This window comes from Kitasatospora sp. NPDC051164 (assembly GCF_044455625.1).
GTDB lineage: Bacteria > Actinomycetota > Actinomycetes > Streptomycetales > Streptomycetaceae > Kitasatospora.
In genome coordinates this window covers 306,223-329,193 of record NZ_JBITFB010000004.1, presented here as the reverse complement: position 1 = coordinate 329,193, position 22,971 = coordinate 306,223, and the positions used below count along the sequence as shown (strand labels likewise).

Annotated in this window: 16 protein-coding genes, 1 tRNA gene and 3 pseudogenes; 14 read left to right on the top strand and 6 right to left on the bottom strand. The window is 71.6% G+C overall.

Annotated elements, in window-relative coordinates:
• Positions 1-101: 101 nt before the first annotated feature.
• From ACIBEC_RS08570 to ACIBEC_RS08555, 4 genes are all read left to right on the top strand, one after another.
• Positions 102-560 (top strand): peroxiredoxin, encoded by a 459-nt coding sequence (locus ACIBEC_RS08570; protein WP_360492946.1) that lies wholly within the window; start codon positions 102-104, stop codon positions 558-560.
• A gap of 218 nt (positions 561-778) precedes the next feature.
• Entirely contained in the window at positions 779-1,354 is a 576-nt protein-coding gene (locus ACIBEC_RS08565) for a TerD family protein (protein WP_360492943.1), read from the top strand.
• A 341-nt stretch (positions 1,355-1,695) separates the two neighbouring features.
• Positions 1,696-2,274 (top strand): TerD family protein, encoded by a 579-nt coding sequence (locus ACIBEC_RS08560; RefSeq protein WP_360492940.1) that lies wholly within the window; start codon positions 1,696-1,698, stop codon positions 2,272-2,274.
• Between the two features lie 146 nt (positions 2,275-2,420).
• Positions 2,421-3,515, top strand: coding sequence for a DUF475 domain-containing protein (locus ACIBEC_RS08555; protein ID WP_360492937.1), 1,095 nt, complete (start codon positions 2,421-2,423; stop codon positions 3,513-3,515).
• 144 nt (positions 3,516-3,659) lie between these two features.
• Here the strand turns inward: ACIBEC_RS08555 and ACIBEC_RS08550 are convergent, their stop codons facing one another.
• Positions 3,660-4,877 carry a DUF2637 domain-containing protein gene (locus tag ACIBEC_RS08550; protein WP_360492934.1) on the bottom strand — a complete coding sequence of 406 codons (1,218 nt, stop codon included), beginning with the start codon at positions 4,875-4,877 and terminating at the stop codon, positions 3,660-3,662.
• 361 nt (positions 4,878-5,238) lie between these two features.
• Here ACIBEC_RS08550 and ACIBEC_RS08545 point away from each other — a divergent pair, with 361 nt between their 5' ends.
• Entirely contained in the window at positions 5,239-5,988 is a 750-nt protein-coding gene (locus ACIBEC_RS08545; protein WP_360492932.1) for a Tellurium resistance, read from the top strand.
• 61 nt (positions 5,989-6,049) lie between these two features.
• On the opposite strand, the gene ACIBEC_RS08540 is transcribed toward ACIBEC_RS08545, so the two are convergent.
• Positions 6,050-7,258 (bottom strand): TerD family protein, encoded by a 1,209-nt coding sequence (locus tag ACIBEC_RS08540; RefSeq protein ID WP_360492930.1) that lies wholly within the window; start codon positions 7,256-7,258, stop codon positions 6,050-6,052.
• A 396-nt stretch (positions 7,259-7,654) separates the two neighbouring features.
• Here ACIBEC_RS08540 and ACIBEC_RS08535 point away from each other — a divergent pair, with 396 nt between their 5' ends.
• The 3 genes from ACIBEC_RS08535 to ACIBEC_RS08525 all read left to right on the top strand — a co-directional run bounded on the left by ACIBEC_RS08535 (position 7,655) and on the right by ACIBEC_RS08525 (position 12,561).
• Complete coding sequence (locus ACIBEC_RS08535) at positions 7,655-8,863, top strand: HpcH/HpaI aldolase/citrate lyase family protein (RefSeq protein WP_360492927.1); 1,209 nt, start codon at positions 7,655-7,657, stop codon at positions 8,861-8,863.
• 186 nt (positions 8,864-9,049) lie between these two features.
• Positions 9,050-11,740: a phosphoribosyltransferase gene (locus ACIBEC_RS08530; protein WP_360492925.1), complete on the top strand. Its 2,691-nt coding sequence runs from the start codon at positions 9,050-9,052 to the stop codon at positions 11,738-11,740.
• Positions 11,740-12,561 (top strand): HAD family hydrolase, encoded by an 822-nt coding sequence (locus tag ACIBEC_RS08525; RefSeq protein ID WP_360492922.1) that lies wholly within the window; start codon positions 11,740-11,742, stop codon positions 12,559-12,561. The genes ACIBEC_RS08530 and ACIBEC_RS08525 overlap by 1 nt, the downstream gene beginning before the upstream one ends.
• A gap of 95 nt (positions 12,562-12,656) precedes the next feature.
• Here ACIBEC_RS08525 and ACIBEC_RS08520 read toward each other — a convergent pair whose 3' ends face one another.
• Entirely contained in the window at positions 12,657-12,881 is a 225-nt protein-coding gene (locus ACIBEC_RS08520; RefSeq protein ID WP_360492919.1) for a zinc ribbon domain-containing protein, read from the bottom strand.
• A 46-nt stretch (positions 12,882-12,927) separates the two neighbouring features.
• A complete protein-coding gene (locus ACIBEC_RS08515) occupies positions 12,928-14,337 on the bottom strand; it encodes a hypothetical protein (protein WP_396287795.1) in 1,410 nt (469 codons plus the stop codon).
• 262 nt (positions 14,338-14,599) lie between these two features.
• On the opposite strand from ACIBEC_RS08515, the gene ACIBEC_RS08510 reads away from it, so the two are divergent.
• Positions 14,600-14,674, top strand: a tRNA-Val gene (locus ACIBEC_RS08510).
• Between the two features lie 68 nt (positions 14,675-14,742).
• Here the strand turns inward: ACIBEC_RS08510 and xerC are convergent.
• A pseudogene (xerC, locus tag ACIBEC_RS08505) lies at positions 14,743-15,806 on the bottom strand (tyrosine recombinase XerC); the annotation flags it as partial.
• Between the two features lie 40 nt (positions 15,807-15,846).
• Positions 15,847-16,203 (bottom strand): annotated as a pseudogene (locus tag ACIBEC_RS08500) (helix-turn-helix domain-containing protein); the annotation flags it as partial.
• A gap of 938 nt (positions 16,204-17,141) precedes the next feature.
• On the opposite strand from ACIBEC_RS08500, the gene ACIBEC_RS08495 reads away from it, so the two are divergent.
• From ACIBEC_RS08495 to ACIBEC_RS08475, 5 genes and pseudogenes are all read left to right on the top strand, one after another.
• Positions 17,142-17,456, top strand: a complete 315-nt coding sequence (locus ACIBEC_RS08495; RefSeq protein ID WP_360492913.1) for a hypothetical protein — start codon at positions 17,142-17,144, stop codon at positions 17,454-17,456.
• Positions 17,457-17,464: 8 nt separating this feature from the next.
• Complete coding sequence (locus ACIBEC_RS08490; protein ID WP_360492911.1) at positions 17,465-17,896, top strand: hypothetical protein; 432 nt, start codon at positions 17,465-17,467, stop codon at positions 17,894-17,896.
• Positions 17,897-18,689: 793 nt separating this feature from the next.
• Positions 18,690-19,328: an HAD-IA family hydrolase gene (locus tag ACIBEC_RS08485; RefSeq protein WP_360492908.1), complete on the top strand. Its 639-nt coding sequence runs from the start codon at positions 18,690-18,692 to the stop codon at positions 19,326-19,328.
• A gap of 145 nt (positions 19,329-19,473) precedes the next feature.
• Positions 19,474-20,179, top strand: a pseudogene (locus ACIBEC_RS08480) (VIT family protein).
• 134 nt (positions 20,180-20,313) lie between these two features.
• Entirely contained in the window at positions 20,314-22,848 is a 2,535-nt protein-coding gene (locus tag ACIBEC_RS08475) for an ATP-dependent Clp protease ATP-binding subunit (RefSeq protein WP_396287819.1), read from the top strand.
• Positions 22,849-22,971 lie beyond the last annotated feature (123 nt).

The following is a 22,971-nucleotide window of genomic DNA, read 5'->3' as shown; positions in this document are numbered from 1 at the left end:
CCCCGCGTCATCCGTTCGGCCGAACGTGCGTCGACGAATGGCAGGATGTGGCCTGCCGCGCCCGCCGCGCGGCGCGGTCGCGCGTCAGAAAGGTCCCGTCCATGGCCATCGAGGTCGGCACCCGGGCTCCGGACTTCGAGCTCAACAACCAGCACGGGGAGACGGTCCGGCTCGCCGACTTCCGCGGCGAGAAGAACGTCGTGCTGGTCTTCTACCCGTTCGCCTTCACCGGGGTCTGCACCGGCGAGCTGGGCGCGATCCAGCGCGAACTCGCCGGGCTGCAGAACGACGACGTCCAGGTGCTCGGCCTCTCCTGCGACTCGCAGTTCTCCCAGCGCGTCCTCGCCGACCGCGAGGGGCTGGAGTTCCCGCTGCTCGCCGACTTCTGGCCGCACGGCGAGGTCACCCGGGCGTACGGCGTCCTCGACGAGGAGCGCGGCTGCCCCCTGCGCGGCACCTTCGTGATCGACAAGGCCGGCACGGTGCGCTGGAGCGTCGTCAACGGCCTCCCGGACGCCCGGGACGAGCAGGAGTACCTGAAGGCCCTCGCCGCGCTCTGAGCCGCCCCCGCCGCGCTCTGAGCCCCCGCCCCCGCCGCCCGGGTGCCCGACGGCCGTGTCCGACGGTCGTGTCCGAGCGGAACCGCGCTGCCGACGGGAACCGCGTACTACGCTCGGGCCGTTGGCGGAGTGGGGTGCGGGAGCAGGTGCGCTCCCGGAGCCCCGGACCGCACCACCGGGGGCACCACAGGGCGTGCCTCCCGATTCTTGGAGGACACGTGGGAGTCAGCCTCAGCAAGGGCGGCAACGTCTCGCTCACCAAGGAGGCCCCCGGGCTCACGGCCGTGGTCGTCGGCCTGGGCTGGGACGTCCGGACCACCACCGGGACGGACTTCGACCTGGACGCCAGCGCACTGCTCTGCAATGCCCAGGGCAAGGTCGCCTCGGACGGCAACTTCGTGTTCTTCAACAACCTGAAGAGCGCGGACGGCTCGGTCGAGCACACCGGCGACAACCGCACCGGTGAGGGCGAGGGCGACGACGAGGCGATCAAGGTCAACCTGGCCGGCGTCCCGGCGGACGTGGAGAAGATCGTCTTCCCGGTGTCGATCTACGACGCCGAGAACCGCGGCCAGAGCTTCGGCCAGGTGCGCAACGCCTTCATCCGCGTGGTGAACCAGGCCGACAACACGGAGCTGGCCCGCTACGACCTCTCCGAGGACGCCTCCACCGAGACCGCGATGGTCTTCGGCGAGCTGTACCGCAACGGCGTCGAGTGGAAGTTCCGCGCCATCGGTCAGGGGTACGCCTCCGGCCTGCGCGGCATCGCCCAGGACTTCGGCGTCAACGTCTGAGTCCTTGTCGGCGCCCGGCGGCGCGCGTCACCCGGGGCGGCCCGGACCCGCGGAGGTCCGGGCCGCCCCGTTTCGTGCCGGCCGTTCGCGTGGCCGTTCGCGTGGCTTCCCGTGCGGTCTCTCGTACGGCCATCCGCGCTGCGGTTCGCGGGGCGGTTCGGGGTGCCGTTCGCGCGGGCGGGCGCGGGCCGGCCGGGAGTTCGTCCGACCCGGTGCCGCGGTGGCCCGCCACGCTGCGAGGATGTGAGTTCAGGAAGTTCAGCCGACCAAAGCCGGTCGGCCGGGGCCGCGGGGGATACACCTGGAAGGCGCCCCGGGAGAAACAAGGGAGGAACAACGTCATGGTGGTCACGCTCGCCAAGGGCGGCAACGTCTCGCTCACCAAGGCCGCGCCGAACCTGACGCAGGTCCAGATCGGCCTCGGCTGGTCCGCCCGTTCGACCACGGGCGCCCCGTTCGACCTCGACGCGAGTGCCCTGCTCTGCGGTGGCGGACGCGTGCTCGGTGACGAGTACTTCGTCTTCTACAACAACCTCAAGAGCCCCGAGGGCTCGGTGGAGCACCAGGGAGACAACCTCACCGGCGGCGACGACACGGGTGACGACGAGGTGGTCCTGGTCAACCTGGACCTCGTCCCGGCGCAGGCGGAGAAGGTGGTCTTCGCGGTCTCGATCTACGAGGCCGAGGCGCGCCTGCAGAACTTCGGGCAGGTCCGCAACGCCTACATCCGGGTCGTCAACTCGGTCGACGGCCAGGAGATCGCCCGCTACGACCTGTCCGAGGACGCGTCCAACGAGACCGCGATGATCTTCGGCGAGCTGTACCGCTACGCGGGCGAGTGGAAGTTCCGCGCGGTGGGCCAGGGGTACGCCTCCGGCCTGCGGGGCATCGCACTCGACTTCGGCGTGAACGTACAGTAGGGGCGGAAATCGGACCATCGCACCCGACCCGATCATGAGAACTGAGGGCAGTGCGGGGGTGACCTGACCGGGCCCGGCCCGGTCAGGGCGTCTCGGGGACGAGGCCGCCCCCGGCACGGCCAGAACCCGAAAGGTAGCCAACTCCCGTGTTCCTCCGCACATTCGGCTGGTCGTTCGCGATCACCGCCATCGGCCTGGCTGCGGCCGGACTGCTCTGGGGAGCCCAAGGCTTCGGCATCGTGCTGATCCTCTCCATCCTGGAGATCTCCCTGTCGTTCGACAACGCGGTGGTCAATGCCACGGTGTTGAAGCGGATGAACCCGTACTGGCAGAAGATCTTCCTGACCGTCGGCGTGCTGATCGCCGTCTTCGGCATGCGCCTGGTCTTTCCGCTGCTGGTCGTCGGACTCACCGCGAAGCTCAACCCCGCGACGGTCATCGACCTCGCGCTGCACTCCGACAAGACCTACGACGGCCTGACCTACGGCCAGTACCTGGAGGCGGCCAACCCGGCGATCGCCGCCTTCGGAGGCGTCTTCCTGCTCATGATCTTCCTGGACTTCGTGTTCGAGGAGAAGGACTACAACTGGCTGTCCTGGATCGAGCGCCCGCTGGAGAAGGTCGGCAAGCTGGAGGCCTTCTCCACCGTCGTCGCCCTGGTCGCCCTGCTACTGGCCTCCAACTTCTTCGCCGGGGAGCACGCCGAAACCGTTCTGCTCGCCGGTGTCCTCGGCCTGGTCACCTACCTCGTCGTCGGCGGCCTGTCCTCGATCTTCGAGTCCGGCCTGGAAGAGGAGTCCGAGCGCGAGGAGGAGGCAGAGAAGTCCGGCAAGTCGGTCGTCCAGGTCGCCGGCAAGGCCGCGTTCTTCCTGTTCCTCTACCTGGAGGTCCTGGACGCGTCGTTCTCCTTCGACGGCGTGGTCGGCGCGTTCGCCATCTCCAGCGACATCTTCCAGATCACCCTGGGCCTCGGCATCGGCGCGATGTACATCCGCTCGCTGACCGTCTTCCTGGTCCGCAAGGGCACCCTGGACGACTACGTCTACCTGGAGCACGGCGCGCACTACGCGATCGGCGCGCTGTCCGTGATCCTGCTGGTCGGCATCAAGTACCACATCCCGGAGATCGTCACCGGCCTGATCGGCGTCGCCTTCATCGGCCTCGCGCTCGGCTCGTCGATCCTGCGCAACCGGCGCCAGGGCGCGGACGAGGAACCGGAGCTGGTCGGCTCCGACACGTAGCCGCCGCCGGCAGGACATGCGAAACGGCCGCCTCCGGGAAATCCCGGGGGCGGCCGTTTCGCGTTGTGCGTCGTGTGTTGTGTGTGGTGCGCGTTTTGAGTTGTGCGTTTTGAGTTGTGCGTCGCGCGTCGTGCGGGGGTGGGGTCAGCCGAGCTGCTGCTCGATCGCGCGCAGCTTGCGCTCCAGCGAGTCCAGCTTCGGCATCGACAGGGTGTCGTCGTCGGCCGACAGGTCGATGGACGAGCCGCGACGGGACGAACCGAAGGAGTCGGCCGAGGAGCTCGAGGAGGACGAATAGGCCGAGGACGACGAGTAGTCCGAGGACGACGAGTAGCCCGAGGAGGACGCGGCGGACGAGTACGTCGAGGGGGACGAGTACGAGGAGTACGAGGAGCCCACGGCGGCGCGGGGGCGGCGGCCGCTGTCCAGGGCGGCGGGCTCCGCCGAAGCGGTGGAGGTGTGCGAGGTCGAGGAGGTGGCGTCAGTCTCCGCGGCTAGGGCAGGCTCCGTAGCGCTCGGGCCGTCTCCGGCAGCCGTGAGGGCGGGCACCTGGCGGCCACCGCGGGCCCGGGCCAGCATGCCGCCGCCCTGGCGGGAGATGGCCTTCAGCTCGGCGCGCTCGCGGCGGTCGGCGGTGCGGGCGCGGACCTTGGCGTCCAGCTTCGCCTGGCGCTCCTCGCGCACCTCCTCGACCGCCTCGTCCAGGCTGCGGACGTTCTCCAGCAGCATCAGCGACCAGGCCGCGTAGGTCTCACGCGGGGCGCGCAGCCAGCGGACGATGCGGATCTGCGGCAGCGGGCGGGGCACCAGGCCCTGCTCGCGCAGCGCGGCCTTGCGGGTCTGCTTCAGCGCGCGGTCGAACAGGATCGCCGCCGAGATCGACATGCCGGAGAAGAACTGCGGGGCGCCGGCGTGGCCGAAGCCGCGCGGGGCGTGCACCCAGTTGAACCAGGCCGAGGCGATCGCGAACACCCAGACCAGCAGCCGGGAACCGAGCGCGGCGTCACCGTGGCTGGCCTCGCGGACGGCGAGCACCGAGCAGAACATCGCGGCGCCGTCCAGGCCGAACGGGACGAGGTACTCCCAGCCGCCGGCCAGGCCCAGGTTCTCCTTGCCGAAGCCGACCAGGCCGTGGAAGGACAGCGCGGCGGCGACACCGGCACAGCAGAACAGCAGCGTGTACGAGGAGATGCCGTAGATCATCTCCTTGCGGCGGCGACGCTCCTCGCTGCGCTCCCAGGAGTCGCCGGCCTCGTCCTTCTTCGTGTTCTTGAAACGCAGCGTCGCCATCAGGACGGAGACGAACAGCAGGGCTGCGCCGCCGACGACGGTCCAGACCAGCTGTATGGAGGTCAGGTTCATTGCGGGTCGGGCCTCGGGTTTCCGCAGGGGACAGGTTCACAGTGCGACACAGGCGGTCAGGTTCCGCCGCGCGGGCACTGCCTGACGGTTCGTTCGTCACCGCACGGCTGCCCCACCGCGCCCGCGCAGGGGCGGGCGGGACACCTGTGCGGCTAGACGATATCGCGTCCGAAGGGGCGGCATGTTACGGGAGGGCGGCTTGCTCCGGCCAATCGACCCGTCGGTTCGGCTGTGGTTCGCCCGTGGTTCGCCTGGCGGGGTAGGGGAGGGCGTGGACGGGGTATCCGTCGGCCGGGCCGATGCCCGATCATTGGTCGGCGGAACGTCAGATCGCCTGGCGGGAGCAGGGGGAGAGGACGGGATGGTCTCGATCTGGGAGTACCTGCGCGGGGACCGGAGCTACACCTTCGACAACCCGGGCGGTCAGCACAAGGTCATACTCACCAAGTCGGCCCCGCAGCACGCGATCACCGGGTCCGCCGCCACCACCGGCTACCTCTACGTCAACCTGCACTGGTCGATGCGCGCCGGCACCGGCCGTTCGAGCACCCGGGACACGGTCAAGCGGTTCTTCAGCCCGCGGATCCTCAGCCCGCGGGAGCCGGACTCCCCGCAGGGCAACGAGCCGATGAACGTCGACCTCGACCTGGCCTGCATGTACGAACTCTCCGACGGCTCCACGGGCGTGGTGCAGCCGCTCGGCGGCCTCTTCGGCGACCTCCAGAACGCGCCCTACGTCAAGCTCAGCGGCGACGACCAGTACGGGGCGCCGTCGGGCGAGACGATGTACGTCAACCTGGAGAAGAAGGACAAGTTCAAGCGGCTGCTGATCTTCGTCTACATCTACGACGGCACGCCGGCCTTCGAGCAGTCGCAGGCGGTGGTGACGATCGTGCCGCAGACCGGTCCTCGGATCGAGATCAAGCTGGAGGAGCGGGCCCGGGCGGCGCGCTCCTGCGCCGTGGTGCTGATCGAGAACGCGGGGGACAACCAGCTGACGGTGCGCCGCGAGGTGCGGTACGTCAACGGGTTCCAGTCGGACATCGACCGGCTGTACGGGTTCGGGATGCAGTGGCAGCGCGGCTACAAGAACCAGCCGGGCGGCGACTGACGGACGCCGCGCGTTCGGGGCGGGGCCGCCGGTGTCGGGCGGCCCCCGCCCCGGACGGGTGTCAGCGGGGCTGGAACTGCGGGCCCTGCGGGGGCAGCGCGAACTCCTCGCCGGTGGGTGCCGGGGACTGGCCGGCGGGAGGCTGGCCCGTCGGAGGCTGGGGCGGGACGGGCGGCTGCTGGCCGGTGCCGGGCGGCGGGTAGCCGTAGCCGCCCGGGTGCGGCTGCGGCGGGACGGGCTGGTTCGGCGGGGGGTAGCCGTAACCGGCGGCCGGCTGCTGCTGGTACGGCTGGGTGGGCTGCGGGTATCCGTAACCGGTCCCGGGCTGCGGGTAGCCGTACCCCGTGCCGGGCTGCGGCGGCGGGTAGCCGTAGCCGGTGCCGGGCTGGTGGCCCGGTGGCGGGGTGGGCGGCGCCGGCGGGACGGCCGGGGGCGCGGTGGGCGGGGCCGCCAGCGGGGGCGTCATGGTCGGTGGGGTCGAGGGCGGCGGCGGTGCGGTGAGCGGTGCGCCCGTCGGTGCGCCCGTGGTGGCGCCGACCGGGGTCGGGGCGGCCTGCGGCTGCGGCTGGGGGACGGCCGGGGCCAGGGTGAAGGTGCCCGGCTCGGGGGCGGCCGAGCGCCGGTCCGGCAGCGGGGTGCTGCGCGGGTCCACCGCGCCGGTGGGCGAGCCGGTGGAGACCGGCGCCGGGGTCGGCGCCGGACCGGGTGCGGCGCCCGCCGCCTCGTCCTCGACGGTGATGCCGAAGTCGGTGGCCAGGCCGATCAGCCCCGAGGTGTAGCCCTGGCCGATCGCCCGGAACTTCCACGACCCGGACCGCCGGTACAGCTCGCCCGCGACCAGCGCGGTGACGCTCTCGGCGTCGCTGATCCCGAACTCGGCCAGCGCGGGCGCGCCCTCCCCGGCCGTGGCGTCGAACAGCAGCAGCCGCAGGCCCGGCACCGCGCGGAAGGGCCCGCCCTCGGAGGAGCCGGCCAGCACCACGCGGTCCACGTCGGCGGGCAGCTTGCCGAGCTCGACCTCGATCGTGTCGATGATCTCGGCGCCGCCGGAGGTCTGCTGCTTGGGCAGGTGGCGGACCAGGCCGGAGGGGTGGCGCGGCTGGTTGTAGAAGACGAAGTCGGCGTCCGAACGGACCCTGCCGGTGGCGCCGAGCAGCAGCGCGGACGCGTCCACGTCCGGCGCACCGGGCGTGGCGCTCCAGCGCAGCACGGCGCGGACCGCCGCCGCCGGCAGTGCGATGTTGGCGCCCTTGGCCATCACGTGCGTCATAGCGGACCATCCTGCCTGTTCGCCACCCCTTCGGACAACGTGACCGGACCGGTCCCCGCCGGGTCGGACTTTGCCAAGACTTGCGCTTCCCGGGGTTTGGCGCCGCCGAACCCATGATCGTCCAAGTGGACCGGGATGTTCCGGGAGTTCAGTGCCGGGGAACCGGGGGCGGCCGGATCCCGTCCGTACGATGGGCGGTCGTAGGCCCCCCGGGGGGTTCGGCGGAGGGACGTCCACCCGTGGCGCGACCGGGGAACCATGGCACCCGGTCGGCCGGTTGACCAGGGTGTCGGCCGGTTGACGGCGGCCTCGGCCGGCCGGCAGCGACGCCGTCCGGTCGACAGGGGCGTCGTCGGCAAGGGGCCGAGGCCCGTCCACATTCTGGAGGAGAGCACCTTGCGCCATTTCGGCCACCTCGCCGAGGACGTACGCGGCCGGCTCTTCCTGGAGCAGCCCCGTGCGTTCACCGCGCAGAGCGAGCCCGAGGTGCTCGCCACCGCGCTCGGCGGCACCCTCTACAGCCCGGCCACCAGGCCCGCACTCGCCGCCGACATCCGCAAACAGGCTGCTCGGGGCGTGGTGTCCATGGTGCTCTGCCTCGAGGACGCAATCGCCGACCACGAGGTGGACGCCGGGGAGCGGAACCTGGTCGAGCAGTTGAATGACCTGGTCAAGGATTTCACCGACTGTGCACAGAGTCACCCACTGCTCTTCATCAGAGTCCGCGCCGCCGCCCAGATTCCCGACCTGGCCCAGCGGCTCGGTCCGGCCGTCGAGCTGCTCAGCGGCTTCGTGCTGCCCAAATTCACCCCGGAGAACGGCGGCGCCTACCTGGCCGCACTCGCCGCCGCCGAGGCCGCCACCGGGCGACGGCTCTTCGCCATGCCCGTCCTGGAATCGCCCGAACTGGCCCACCTGGAGACCCGGCGCGAGCAGCTCTTCGGCATCGCCGAACTGCTCGCCGGACACCGGGAGCGGGTACTCGCCGTCCGCCTCGGCGTCACCGACCTCTGCTCCGCGTACGGCCTGCGACGCTCGCCCGACCTGACCGCCTACGACGTCGCGCTGGTCGCGGCGGTGATCGGGGACGTGGTCAACGTGCTCGGCCGGGCGGACGGCACGGGGCACACCGTCACCGGCCCGGTCTGGGAGTACTTTCCCGTGCAGGAGCGGATGTTCAAGCCGCAGCTGCGCCGCACCCCGTTCACCGAGGCGTCCTTCGGCGCCGCCGTCGGGACCGTCCGGGCCTCCGGCGAGGAGATCCGCCGCCGGATCATCGAACACGACCTGGACGGGCTGATCCGGGAGGTCGAACTCGACCGGGCCAACGGCCTGCTCGGCAAGACCTGCATCCACCCCAGCCACGTGCCCGCCGTGCACGCACTCTCCGTGGTCACACACGAGGAGTACTGCGACGCCCGTGACATCCTCCGCCAGGAGCAGGACGGCGGCGGGGTACTGCGCTCGGCGTACACCAACAAGATGAACGAGGCCCGGCCGCACCGCGCCTGGGCGGAGCGGGTGCTCCTGCGGGCGGAGGTGTTCGGGGTGGCCCGGGAGGACGTGAGCTTCGCGGAGCTGCTGTCGGCCTGCTTGTGCGGCTGAGGCTGTTCGCGTGGCTGAGCGCGAACCGTCGCCTCCCGTTTCCTTATGGCGGATAGGACGAGTTTCCGTACGGCGGACAGGACGGGCCATGGATGACGAGCAGTGGATGACGGGCCGGGGACGACGAGCCGTGGACGACGGGCTATGGACGACGAGCCGTGGCCGACGAGCCGTGGCCGACGGGCCATGGATGACGGGCCAGAAAATGACGAACGCACCATCGCACCACCGAAGGCAGGACCAGCAGTGACAGCAACATCGCAGACGTGGACCGGCCGTTGGGTCGCCGACCGGGCCGGGATCACGCTGACCGGCTCCGAGCGCCTCCCCGAACTCGTCGGCCTGGCCCTCCGGGAGAACCGCAAGCGCGCACACCTGCTGGTCTCCAACGTGCTCGGCAAGCACGTGCCACAGCGGCCCTCGGTGGTCCACGGTGCCGGACTCGAACTCGGCCGCCGGGTCCGCGAACTGCTCGGCGAGGAGACGGCCGCGCGGGCCGTCGTCCTCGGCTACGCGGAGACCGCCACCGGCCTCGGCCACAGCGTCGCCGACGGCCTCGACGCCCCCTACCTGCACTCCACCCGCCGCCCGGTGCCCGGGATCCCCCCGCTCGGCGGCTTCGAGGAGGAGCACTCGCACGCCACCTCGCACCTGCTGCTACCGGCCGACCCCGACCTGTTCGCCGGGGACGGGCCGCTGGTGCTGGTGGACGACGAGTTCTCGACCGGCCGGACGGTGCTCAACACCATCCGCGAACTGCACGCCCGCCACCCGCGCGACCACTACGTCGTGGTCGCCCTGGTCGACCTGCGCTCCGCCGCCGACCGGGACCGGCTCACCGACGCCGCCGCCGAACTCGGCGTCCGGCTCGACCTGGTGGCCACCGCGAGCGGCGGCGTCGAGCTGCCCGAGGACATCCTGGAGCGGGCCGAACGGCTGATCGCGGCGGCGACGGCGGGCGAGGTGGCCCCGGGGGGTGAGGTGGCCCCGGGGGGTGATGCGCCTTCGGTGGGCGGCGTGCTTTCGGTGGCCGACCCCGCGCCGCTGGTCCGGGTCGAGCTGGACTGGCCCGCCGGACTCCCGGACGGTGGCCGGCACGGCTTCACCGTCCGCGACCGCGCCCGGCTGGACGCCGTACTGCCCCGGCTGGCCGGGCAACTGGCCGAGGCCCTGCCCGCCGAGGCGCAGCGGGTGCTGGTGCTCGGCTTCGAGGAGCTGATGTACGCGCCGCTGCGCCTGGCCGACACCCTGTCCGAGCAGCTCGGCGGCGACCGCGTCCGGTATTCCACCACCACCCGCTCGCCAGTCCTGGCGGTGGACGACCCCGGCTACGCCATCCGTACCCGACTGGCCTTCCCGGCCCACGACGACCCGCAGGACGCCGCCTCGCGCGAGCGCTACGCGTACAACGTCGCCCCCGGCACCGACCCGGCGCGGCGCTTCGACGCCATCGTGCTGGTGGTGGACGACGTCGCCGACACCCCGGCGCTGCACCGGGGCGAGCGGGCACTGCTGGCCCGGCTGCGGGAGGTCACCGACCGGGTGGTGCTCGCGGTGTTGCCCTCGCACCGACCGGTGGCGTTGCCGGCCGGGGCGGGCGGGTCAGGCGGGTCGGCGGGGTCGGGCAGGTCAGGCAGGTCGGCGGGGTCGGGCGGGTCGGCTGCTGCTCTGCCCACGCCGCTGTACGGGCCGGAGTTCTCCTCGTACCGCGCCGAGGAGGTGGCCTGGCTGCTGAAGGACCTCACCGGGGTCGCCCTGGAAGCCCCCACCGAGGAGCGCGAGGAGGCCGTGCAGAACGGCGGCGCGCACTACGCCGAGTCGCTGCCGGTCGAGTACCAGCCCAGCCCCGAGTACCAGGAGCTGTTCCACCAGGCGCTGCACGGCTCCGCCCGCCGGATCGCGCTTGCCGTCGGCACCGTCGCCGAGACGCTGCTGCGCGAGCGCGGCCCCGGGTTGGTCCTCGCCTCGCTGGCCCGGGCCGGCACACCCGTCGGCATCCTGATCCGCCGCTGGCTGGCCTTCGCCCACGGCCTGTCCGTACCGCACTACGCCGTCTCGATCGTGCGGGGCCGCGGCATCGACCCCGTCGCGCTGCGGTACCTGGCCGCCCACCACCGGGCCGAGGACGTGGTGTTCGTGGACGGCTGGACCGGCAAGGGCGCGATCACCCGCGAACTCGCCGACGCGCTGGCCGGCACCCGCTTCGACCCGGACCTCGCGGTGCTCGCCGACCCCGGCCGCTGCGTGCGCACGTACGGCACCCGGGACGACTTCCTGATCCCGTCCGCCTGCCTCAACTCCACGGTGTCCGGGCTGGTTTCGCGCACCGTCCTGCGGGCCGGGCTGATCGGGCCGGACGACTTCCACGGGGCCAAGCACTACACCGGGCTGGCCGGCAGCGACGTCTCGGCGGCCTTCCTGGACGCCGTGGCCTCCTGCTTCGGCGACGTGCGCGCCTCGGCGGTCGAAGGTGCGGACCGGCTGTCCGCCGACCCGGACCGGGCACCCGACTGGGCCGGCTGGGCCGCCGTCGAGCGGATCAGCACCGAGTACGGCATCGACAACGTCAACCTGGTCAAGCCCGGCGTCGGCGAGACCACCCGGGTGCTGCTGCGCCGCGTCCCCTGGCGGATCCTCGCCCGTCGCGGCGCCGGTACGGACCTGGACCACGTCCGGCTGCTCGCCGCCCAGCGCGGCGTCGAGGTCGAGGAGGTGGACGGCCTGCCGTACACCTGCGTCGGTCTGATCCACCCCCGCTACAGCCGCGGGGCGACCGGGGCCGACGGGCGGTCCGTGGTGCCCGAGGTGCCCGAGGTGCCAGAGCTGCCTGACGTGTCTGTGGCGTCTGTGGTGTCCGCGACGGAGGGGAAGTCCTGATGGGTGTTCTGGTGGCCAGCGACCTCGACCGGACGCTGATCTACTCAGACCGGGCCCTTGCCCTGGACGTTCCCGACCGGCTCGCGCCGCGGCTGCTCTGCGTCGAGGTGTACCAGGGCCGGCCGCTGTCCTACATGACCGAACGGGCCGCCGGACTGCTCGCCGACCTCGCCCGGCAGGCCCGCTTCGTCCCCTCCACCACCCGGACGCCGGAGCAGTACGAGCGGGTCAAGTTGCCCGGCCCGACCCCGGGTTGGGTCCCCGAGTACGCGATCTGCGCCAACGGCGGGCAGCTGCTGGTGGACGGCGTGCCGGACCGGGACTGGCGCACCGAGATCACCGCGCGGATCGCCGCCGGCTCGGTCCCGCTGGAGGAGGTCGTCCGACGGCTCGCGCTGTGCGCCGACCCGGAGTGGACGCACAAGCGGCGCGTCGCCGACGAACTGTTCGCCTACCTGGTGGTCGAGCGCCCTGCGCTGCCGGCCGGCTGGCTGGAGGAGCTGACCGGCTGGTGCGCCGAGCGCGGCTGGGCGGTCTCGCTGCAGGGCCGCAAGGTGTACGCCGTCCCGGCGCCGCTCACCAAGAGCGCCGCCCTCGCCGAGGTCGTACGGCGCGGCGGCGCGACCACCGTGCTCGCGGCCGGGGACTCGTTGCTCGACGCGGACCTGCTGCTCGCGGCGGACGCGGGGTGGCGGCCGGGGCACGGCGAACTGGCGGACAGCGGCTGGACGGCCCCCGGCGTCACCGCGCTCGAAGAGGTGGGGGTGACGGCGGGGGAGGAGATCGTCCGACGGTTCCTGGCGGGGGCTACGGCGGGTTAGCAGTCCTGGGCAGCGCGCTCTGGCCAGTGCTGTGGCTGACGCTTTGGCCAGCGTTTGGGTCGGCGTTTTGGCCAGCGTTTTGGTCGGCGCCCTGGTCAGCCCCCGCAGCAGCCGCCGCCACAGCAGCCGCCCCCACCCCCGCCGCCCGGGGCGGGGGCCGGTCGGCCGGCGGCCGCGCCGGTGACGGCGACGGTGGACAGCAGCTTCACGGTGTCCTCGTGGCCCTGCGGGCAGACGGCGGGGTCGCCGGCCTGCGCCATCGGACGGCGGAGCTCGAAGGTGGCGCCGCAGGAGCGGCAGCGGAAGTCGTAGCGTGGCATACCGGCAGGGTACCGAGGTGACCCGCCGGTTTCCCGCGGTCACCGGCTAGTGGTGTCCGCCCAGGTCGCCGCGGATCAGCCCGATCACCTGCGTGGCCGTCTCCCGCACCGCCGCCAGCTCGGTGAGGAAGACCCAGTAGTCGGGATGCCTGCCGGCCGCCTCCAGCGTGGCCACCGCGCGGTCCAGCCGGGCCACCGCCTCGTCCAGCGGGGCGGCGTGCCGCGGGTCCGGCGCGCTGCGCCCGGCCATCGCCAGCCGCTGCGCGTCCCGGATGGCGAAGCGAGCCCGCTCGATCTCCCGGTTGGGGTCGTGCTGCACCTCGTTCAGCTGCCGCAGCCGGTCGTTCACCGCGACCACCGAGCCGTCCGCGGCGTCCAGCAGCGCGCGAACCGTCCCGATCGCGGCCGTGGCGTCCGCCCAGCGCTGCTCGTCCCGGGCACGGGCGGCCTCGGCGAGCTTGCGCTCGGCGGCGCGCCCGGTCTCCGCGACCTGGTCCGGCACCCGCTGCAGATCCTGCCAGCAGGCGGTGCTGAAGCGGCGGCGCAGCTCGCTCAGGGCGGGCTCGACCGTCGTGGCCTTGGTCTCCAACGCCTGGATCCGGGTCCGCAGGCTCGCCACCCGCCGGTCGATCTCGCGCGCCCGCTCCGGCAGCTGCGCGGCGTCGGCGGCGATCGCCTCGGCGCGCTGCTTCACGTCGTCTGCGCGCCGCAGCGTGCCGGCCACCCCGTGCCGGGCCGGGCCCTCGTTCAGCCGCCCCAGCTCCGGAGCCAGCTCGGCCAGCCGGGCCGCCAGGTCGTCCGCCCGCAGGCCGGCGCCGCGCGCCTCGTCCAGCGCGTTGGAGGCCGTGAGCAGCGCGCGCTTGGCCTGCTCGACCGCCGGGGTGACCCGCATCAGCTGCTGCTCGGCGTGCTGGATGGTCGGCTGCAGGCGGCGCAGGAAGTCGTTCAGTTCGGCGCGGGCGGAGCCGAGTTGGCCCTTCACGTCCTCCAGCTGGCGCCTGGCCTGCGCGGCCGCGCCCGCGTCCAGGGTCTCGCTGTCCAGGTTGTGGGCGTCGAGCGCGCCCAGGTAGTTCACGGTGACCTGGTCGACCCGGCCGGAGATCGCCGCCAGATCGGCCAGCGCGCGCTGCGTCGTCGGCCCGTCCTCCGCCGCACGGACCGTCTCCACCGCGAGCTGCACCTCGCGCTGGGTCTCCTCCAGCTCGTAGAACGCCTCCTGCGCCGCGGCCCGGGCCTCCCTGGCCCCCGCCCGTACGCCCTCCCCGCCGCCGCGTCGGCCCCACCAGCCGCCGGTCCCGGCCGACGCCAGGCCGACCGCCCCCAGCGCACCCGCCAGCACCACGGGCAACACCAGCGCGTCCGCCAGCGCACTCCCCGCCCGACGCCGCCCCCGCCCGCTCCCGCCGGCCACCGTCACTGCGCGCTCCCTGCTCCGACCCGCTGATCCGGCCCCCATTCTCCCCGATCACCCCGCCGACCCGTCACCCCCTCCCACCCCTTTCGCCCCCGCCTCGCCGCCCGTGCCCCGCCCCCTCCACACGCCACCCGGACTCCCCTCCGCCGCCGCCAGTCCGCCGCCACCACGGCCCTCCGCCACCACGGCCCCCGCCCCCAGCCCTGCACCGCCAACCCCCACCCCACCCGGGCGCCTGGCCCCCACCACCCCCCGGGACCAGGTACCCTAGGCACTCGTCGTGCGCCCACCGGGCCACGACCGGGGGCGCGTAGCTCAGCGGTAGAGCGCTGCTCTTACAAAGCAGATGTCGGCGGTTCGAAACCGTCCGCGCCCACCAGCGCAAAAGGCCCGCAGCGATCATGCTGCGGGCCTTTTGACTGCAACAACTGACGGCAACGGCTGATGTCAGCCCGTCTTGCGCCGCCTCTTGAGGAGGCGGTCCATGTGCGCGAGCGCCTCGCGCCGGGTCTCCTCCGTGCTTGTAGACGTTCACGTCACGGCGATCTGCGAGTGCCCCAGGATCTCCATCACCACCCGCGCGGCGACGCCGGCCGCGAACAGGATGGTCGCGCAGCCGTGCCGCGTGTCGTGGAGGCGGATACGCGGCAGACCGGCGTCAGCACCGATCCGCTCGAAGGACCGGCTGAGGTTCCGGGGCTCGATCGGCCGGCCGGTCCGGGTGGTGAACACGTACTCCGGGTCCTGCCACTCCCTCCCCGCGGCCTCGCGCTGCTGGGCCTGCTGGAGCCGTCGCCAGCGGAGCGGAGCGACGCACATCGACGGCAGCGGGATCACCCGGGTCCGCCGGTTCTTCGTGCTGTCGGCGTACAGCTCCTTCTGCACCCGCTGGAGCTGGTTTCGAACCGTGAGCGTGCGGTGGTCCAGGTCGATGTCGCTCCAGCGCAATCCCAGGATCTCCCCACGCCGCAGGTCCAGCGTGATGGCCAGCACGAACGCCGTGTAAGCGGGTCCGGGCGAGCTGCCTCCAGGAAGGTGATCGTCTGGTCCAGCGTCCACGTCTTCATCTCGCGCACCTCCACACGCGGGGCCGGAACAAGGGTTGCGACGTTCCGGCTGATCAGTTCCTCGCGGCACGCGGCCGTAAGGGCCGTACGGAGCACGCGGTGCGACTCCTTCGCCGTCGCGGTGGAGGCCTGACGCGTCACCGCGCCGACGAGGCGCCGAACGTCGGGAACGCTCACCGACTCCAGGCGCTTCGTTCCGAGGTGCGGGATCAAGTAGAGCCTCATGTGGGTCTCGTACTTGGCGTACGTGGTCTTCTTGCGCTGCGGCCGGATGAATTCGTCCCGGGCACCCTTCACCAGCTCCTGGCGCTTGGCGTCGCACTCCTCCCACGTGTCGCCGTAGACGGTCTTGCGCTTGCGGGTGCCGTCCGGCTGCGGCACGTTCACGCGCCCCTCGTAGCGGCCGTCCTTGCGCTGCCAGGTGCTGGCGGCGCCGTTCGGGTTCGCACCTGTGTGAGCGCGGCCAGGTGGGACCCAACACCTGAGTCAGGCGCAGGAGTTCGTCCATGTTCTTGATCACGCGTTTCCCGCGTTCCAACAGTGAGACGTGCGACTGGTCGTAGCCGAGCAGGTCGGCGAGGTCCTGCTGCTTCAGCTGGTGGAGCGCGCGGTAGGCCTTCAGGACGTCTCCGAGGTTGGACCCATCCGGCGGCGCGGTGCGCTCTGCCGGGGCGGAGAGCCAGCTGACCGGCTTGGCCACCGGGCAGCCTGCGCGACTGCAGCAGCCGGCCCGATCGCACGGCGGCACGGGCTGCACACGGTGTCGGTGTTGGTGCGGCTCAGGCGGGTTCCGCACCGGCCGCAGGTGGCGGGGACTTTCGAAGTGATGGTCACGAGGCATCCTTCCTTCGAGGGATCGACTGATCATCTGGGGGAAAGGTCTCTGCCCAGCAGGCAGGCGGTGTCCACGCCAGAAGCATTCAACTGCACAGATCGCGCGCCGATGAGCGGTTCACCGAAATGAGGACAAGAGGTCCTGTCCTCCCGCTCATGCGCCCTTTCTATAGGGGAGCGGGTCAACCACCATGGGCCGCGAGCGGATCTCATAGCGAAGTGACACGTTGTCTCCCAAGCTCGCCGCGACCCTCACCCTGCGCAGTCGTATAGCTTCCAGGCCGTCGGCGCCTGTCAGGCCAGCGAAACTCCAGCGGAGCGGGGCGCTCTTTCGCTTCAACTCGCTTGCCCACACTGCCTTTCACATCAATCCGAGGTCACCACACTAGGGTTGGCCAGTCATGCCGCAAGGCGACTATGCTCTCAGCACCCAAGGGTGAGGGCGGATCAATCTTTCTATGATTGAACAGACTTGAGGGGGCAGCTTTGGAGACAGCTCGCGTTGCACTTGGCATCGCTGCGGCCGTGCTTGTCCCATGGGGACTGGGATTGAACGGGCCGCCAAGCGCTACCGGCGAGCCCAAGCGATACCCCCGACTGACCTTGGCGTTCTTTGCCGTATACGCCTGTTACACCTTGGTGGGTACGCCAAAGCATCTCTGGCCCGTCGCGCTTGTCGGAGCGTGTCTCGCACTTGTCTCCGTTCTTCGATCAAGGCCGTGGCCCCCACGCAGTACAGACCTTCACCAGCGCCTCTCAGATGCCTCCGCCAGTATCGGACGCGCTGCTGTCACGCTTCTCGCACTGGCTCTACTGATCGGCATCTGGGCAGCCGGGCCATGGTCAACGATGCGCGCACACCACATCGCCCTTGACGACCGAGTCGCGGTGATTTCTTCGTGCCTTCTTCTCACGGTCTTCTGCGGCGGGAAGGTAGCACTGTGGGTGACGCATCACGTCAAGGTGGAAGTCGAAGCGCTAAGCGATGCCAACCAGAGGACGCATGCGCTGGACTTCATGCATCGAGGGCTCGTGATCGGGTGGCTGGAACGAGGTGTGCTCTTCGCGTTCCTGATTGCTGGACACTCCGAGGCAGCGGCCCTGGCCCTGGCGGCGAAGTCCCTGGCCCGGACTCCTGAGCTCGACAAGGGGGGCAAGTACGTGTCGGAGTTCTTTCTCCTCGGTACGCTGACGAGCGTCTCCACCGCACTCGCTATGGGTGTGGTCGCCCGCTTGGCGATGGGACTGTCGCCGCTATAGGAGGTCCAGTGGACCTGAGCCAGCACCCGCTAGTGCAGAAGCTCATGTCCCTGCACCTGCCAACCTGCGACTATGTGGTCGCAGGGAGCGGACCCCTGCTCGCACACGGCCTCAAGCTGGACGTTGGCGACCTGGACATCGTGGCCCGCGGTCAGGCATGGGAGATCATCACGGCGCTCGCGCCCCCGGTTTCCGCACCTTCGGGCCACGGACGAATGGCCCTGCTGTTCGATGGCGCGATCGAAGCCTTCGACATGTGGCTTCCGGGGACGTGTGAGCGCGATGAACTGATCGAAGAAGCAGAACTGATCCATGGCATCCCATTCTCACCCCTTCGTCGCGTACTCCGCTGGAAGCAGCTCTACGACCGCAGCAAGGACCGCGCTGACGTCGTACGGATCCGCAAGCATCTCGCAGGCTCGGGCGAGCCGCTGCTTTGATCCGTGGCACCTTCCGCCCTCCTCAGTCACCCCCGTCGCTAGCGGGCGAGGCTCTGAGAACCGCGCCGCGGCCTCACCACGGGCACGGACGCCGTGCTGGCCGTTCTGGAGACCGAAGCCGTCCGGGTCGGCCGGCGACACAGCCCTGTTCCCCGATGCGGTCCACACCCAGGCCTGGGAGAATTCCGGGAGAAGATCTTGAGATCAGGGCCCCTCCGACCAGGGCATAGCCAACGTGGACCAACACTCTGACCAGCGCGTTCGAGTATCTGTTCAGCTTGGCCGCCGACCCGGACCTCATTCGGGACGAAGAGGTTGCGGGTTCAAGCCATCTCCGCTGCTGGACTCCGCTGACGGCAGATCCTGACGGCAACACCGACGGACGTGAGGCGGCAGCGGAGGCTGCCTGCGCCCGGCTACCGGCAGGGGCGTGCGGCTTCGCCAAGCCTGCCCGGGGCGTCGAACGAGCTTTCAAAGCAGATGTCGGCGGTTCGAAACCGTCCGCGCCCACCAGTGCGCTGAGGGCCGGTCCGGGAGGTACTCACCTCCGGGGCCGGCCCTCGGGCGTTGTCGGTGGCGGGGGTTGCGGTCGGCCTGGTGCGACCGGTTGCCGGGAGATCCAGCTCCGTAGGGCAGCTGTCCCCCGGTCTTTCCGGGGGGCCGGGGGAGACCCGGGCCCAACTGTCGGCCGGGGTTAGCCGAGGGCCAAGAGTGGGCCTCGTCAGCGCCGGCCGCACCCCGTACCCCGTACCCCGGTCTCCGGGTGTGGTGCTGCTGCTGGTAGGGAGGCGGGATGACTGCCAGGGCGTTTGATGCGGTGCTGTGTGACGTGGACGGTGTGATCCGGTTCTTCGACGGGGCCGGGGTGGCGGCGTTGGAGCGGGCGGCGGGGGTGGGGGAGGGGAGTACGGCGGGTGTCGGGTTCGCGTCGGAGAATGACCTGCCGTTGTTGCTGGGGCGGATCGGCAAGGCGGAGTGGGTGGAGTCGATCGCGCGCGGGCTGGTCGGGCGGGTGTCGGAGGCGCAGGCGCGGGGGCTGGCGGAGGCGTTCGCGAACTCGCCGTTCTGGGCGGACGAGGTCGCGGTGGGGCTGCTGCGGCAGGTGCGGGAGCACTGCCGGGTGGTGCTGGTGACCAATGCGACGGTGTGGCTGGACGAGGACCTGGCGCGGCTGGGGCTGACGGAGCTGGCGCACGAGGTGGTGAACAGTTCCCTGGTGGGCAGTGCCAAGCCGGATCGGAGGATCTACGAGATCGCCGCGGAGCGGGCCGGGGTGGCGCCGGAGCGGTGCCTGTTCGTCGATGACCGGCAGGAGAACGTCGATGCGGCGGTGGCGCTGGGGATGACCGGGGTGCTCTACCGGGGATCGGAGGATCTACGGCGGGCGTTGGCGCCTGTGTTGGGCCGGCGGGTGGTGCGGCCCGGCCGTTGACGCGCGGTGTCCGGTCGGCGGGGTGGCGGGGCGGTGGGTGGTGCGGCCCGGCCGTTGACGCGCGGTGTCCGGTCGGCGGGGTGGCGGGGCGGTGGGTGGTGGGTGAGGATCGGGGGGTCGGTCAGGTGTCGGGGAGTGGTGGGCGGTGGCTGGGCAGGTCGGGGAGACACGGGCGGAGTTGTCGGCGCGCCTGAACTGGCTGCGGGCGGCGGTGCTGGGGGCCAATGACGGCGTGGTGTCGACGGCGGGCATCGTGACGGGTGTGGCGGGCGCGACCGGTTCGCGGACGGCGCTGCTCGCGGCGGGGGTGGCCGGGTTGTTGGCGGGGGCGATGTCGATGGCGGCCGGCGAGTACGTGTCGGTCAGCACCCAACGGGACACCGAGCGGGCCGCGTTGGCGAAGGAGCGGCGGGAGCTGGCGGACGACCCGGAGGGGGGAGCTCGACGAACTCACCGACTACTACCGGGGCAGCGGGCTGACGGACGACCTGGCCCGGGACGTGGCGGTGGCGTTGACCGAGCGGGACGCGCTCGCGGCCCACGCGCAGACCGAACTCGGCATCGACCCGGAGGCGTTGACCAATCCGTGGCAGGCGGCGCTGGCCAGCGCGGCCGCGTTCACGCTGGGCGCGCTGGTGCCGCTGCTGGCGGTGCTGCTGCCGCCGCAGGCGTGGCGGCTGCCGGTGACGGTGGTGTCGGTGGTGGCCGCGCTCACGCTGTCGGGCTGGGCGAGTGCCCGGATGGGCGGGGCCGGTCCGGCCCGGGCGGTGGGGCGCAATGTCGCGGGCGGGTTGCTGGCGATGGCGGTGACGTACAGCGGCGGTGTGCTGCTGGATCGTTTCACCGGCTGACGGCTGACGGCGGGCCGTTGACGGTGGGCCGCTGACGGCGGCTGTGGGAGGCGCCGTCCGACTCGACAGGCGCGGTCGCACGGCCTGTGTTTGTGTGGCTGCAAACCGCTTGGGAAAGGTGAATCGCCGTGACCATGCCCCCGTTCGGATCGAACGATCCGTTCTCCGATCTCCTCAGCCGGTTCTTCGGAATGAGCCCGCTGGCTTCCCCGCCCGCCGTGCAGCGGGTGCCGATCGGGCGGCTGCTCAGCGAGTCCTCGCAGGAGTTGCTCGCACTGGCCGCGCGGCGCGCGTCCGAGGACGGTTCCAGTGACCTCGACACCGCCCACCTGGCCTGGGCGGCCACCCAGGTGGACCCCTCGCGGCGGATGCTGGAGCGCGCGGGCATCGACCCGGACCAGCTGTCCGGCGATCTGGAGCACGCCCTGCCGGTCGGCAACCCCGACGCGGTGGACGGGCAGCCGGCGCTCACCCCTTCGGCCAAGCGCGCGCTGCTCGCCGCGCACGCCCGCTCGCAGGCGGCCGGTGCCTCGTACATCGGGCCGGAGCACATCCTCGGCGCGCTGCTGGACCAGGAGCGTTCGGGTGCGGGCGTGGCGCTGCGCAAATCGGCGCCCTCGCAGGAGGTGCTGAAGTCGGTGCTGGAGGGGCGCGGTACCGGTGGCGAGCGCAGCAGTACGGGCGCGCACCCGAGCGAGACGCCGACGCTGGACGAGTACGGGCGCGACCTCACCGCGGAGGCGCTCTCGGGCCGGCTGGACCCGGTGGTGGGGCGGGCCGAGGAGATCGAGCAGACCGTCGAGATCCTCTCCCGGCGGACCAAGAACAATCCGGTACTGATCGGGGAGCCGGGCGTCGGCAAGACCGCGATCGTCGAGGGCCTGGCCCAGCGGATCGTCTCCGGGGAAGTGCCGCGGAGTCTCAAGGAGAAGCGGGTGGTCGCCCTCGACCTGACCGCGCTGGTGGCGGGCTCCAAGTACCGGGGAGAGTTCGAGGAGCGGCTGAAGAACGTGATCGACGAGGTCACGGCCGCCGAGAAGAGCGTGATCCTGTTCCTGGACGAGCTGCACACCGTGGTCGGCGCGGGCGGTGGCGGCGAGGGCTCGATGGATGCCGGCAACATCCTCAAACCGGCGCTCGCGCGCGGCGAGTTGAGCGTGGTCGGCGCGACGACGCTGGACGAGTACCGCAAGCACGTGGAGAAGGACGCCGCGCTGGAACGGCGCTTCCAGCCGGTACTGGTGCCCGAGCCGAGCGTCGAGGAGACCATCGAGATCCTGCACGGGCTGCGCGACGCCTACGAGGCGCACCACCAGGTGCGGTTCACCGACGAGGCGTTGGACGCGGCGGCGGCGCTCTCCGACCGGTACGTCAGCGACCGCTTCCTGCCCGACAAGGCGATCGACCTGCTGGACCAGGCCGGCGCGCGGGTGCGGCTGCGCAGCCTGAGCGGGTCCACCGAGGCGACCGGGGTGCAGGACCGGATCACCAAGCTGAAGCGGGAGCTGGACGAGGCCGTCGCGGACGAGGAGTTCGTCCGGGCCGCCAATCTGAAGACCGAGCTGCGGCAGACCGAGGACGAGCTGGCGGCGGTCGCCGAGTCCCGCGAGGAGGTCGTCGACGTGACGGCCGACGACATCGCGCAGGTGCTGTCCTCCCGGACCGGCATCCCGGTCGCGGAGCTGAACGCGACCGAGAAGGAGCGGCTGCTCAAACTGGAGGAGCACCTGCACGAGAAGGTGATCGGCCAGGACGAGGCGGTCACCGCCGTCGCCCAGGCGGTGCGCCGCGGCCGGGCCGGGATGGGCGACCCGGAGCGGCCGACCGGTTCCTTCCTCTTCCTCGGCCCGACCGGCGTCGGCAAGACCGAGTTGGCGAAGGCGCTGGCGGCGCTGCTGTTCGGCGACCCGGACCGGATGATCCGCTTCGACATGAGCGAGTTCCAGGAGAAGCACACCGTTTCCCGGCTGGTGGGCTCCCCGCCCGGGTACGTCGGCTACGACGAGGCCGGGCAGCTGACCGAGGCGGTGCGCCGCAAGCCATACAGCGTGCTGCTCTTCGACGAGGTGGAGAAGGCGCACCCGGACGTCTTCAACCTGCTGCTCCAGGTGCTGGACGACGGGCGGCTGACCGACTCCCAGGGGCGTACGGTCGACTTCCGCAACACCGTGGTGATCATGACCAGCAACATCGGCTCGCAGCGGATCCTGGACCACTCCGGGAACGTGGACCAGATCAGGGACGACCTGATGCGGGACCTGCGCGGGCACTTCCGGCCCGAGTTCCTCAACCGGATCGACGAGGTGATCGTCTTCCACGGGCTCACCCGGAAGGACCTGCTGTCGGTGGTGGACCTGCTGCTGGAGCGCAGCCGGCGGCGGCTGCGGGCACAGGACGTCCGGCTGGACGTCACCGAGGCGGCCAAGGAGTTCCTGGTCAACCGCGGGTACCAGCCGGAGTTCGGGGCCCGGCCGCTGCGCCGGACGATCCAGTCGGAGCTGGACAACCGGATCTCCAACCTGCTGCTGGACGGCTCCGTGCGGGAGGGGGACACGCTGATCGCGGACGTGAGCGACGGGGAGCTGGTGGTCACGCTGGCGCGGCCGGAGGCGTCGGCGACCTTCGAGAAGGCGGAGGAGGAGGCGCGGGCTGCCACCGAGGACCGCTAGACCGCCAGACCGTTGAGACGGGCAGGGCGGGGGAGTAGGGCGGCCTTCGGGCGTACTTCAGCGGGAGTACGTCCGAACGCCACCCGTGGAGGACGCGCGGGGGCGGGGAGCGGGTCTAGCTTG